The 497-nt window shown below is 68.6% G+C and carries 1 protein-coding gene; it reads left to right on the forward strand.

The window, feature by feature from the left end:
* The first annotated feature begins 143 nt into the window (after nucleotides 1–143).
* Nucleotides 144–428, forward strand: a complete 285-nt coding sequence (locus AC1DS3_RS39460; protein WP_477129477.1) for a CPBP family glutamic-type intramembrane protease — start codon at nucleotides 144–146, stop codon at nucleotides 426–428.
* The last annotated feature ends 69 nt before the right edge of the window (nucleotides 429–497 follow it).

Consider the following 497-nt stretch of genomic DNA (forward strand, 5'->3'; position numbering starts at 1 on the left):
GTATTCGGCCTTCGTCTTCGGCGTGGCGCACCTGAACATCTACCAGTTCGTGATCGCGTTCGCCGTCGGGCTGTTCGCGGCGGCGCTCTATTGCCGCACGCGTTCGCTCTGGCCCGGCATCGTATTCGGCCTTCGTCTTCGGCGTGGCGCACCTGAACATCTACCAGTTCGTGATCGCGTTCGCCGTCGGGCTGTTCGCGGCGGCGCTCTATTGCCGCACGCGTTCGCTCTGGCCCGGCATCGTCCTGCATGCGGGCCTGAACACAGGCGTCATGGTCTGCGCCGCGATGGCGCCGGAAAGCACGGCGCTGGAAGCGCCGGTCGGCGTGTGGGCGCTAGCCGTTCCATTGGGGCTGGCCGGGGCCTGGATGCTGCGCCGGCTGCTGTGGTACCCGCGTGGCGCGGGTGCGGCCGAAGGCCAATCCTGACGTCGCGCTTTCTCCCTGCCGGCAATCCACGAGGCCGGCGCCCGGGCAAACTCATCACCGGCGTCGAGG

The sequence above is a fragment of the Cupriavidus sp. 01L46 genome (assembly GCF_056399905.1).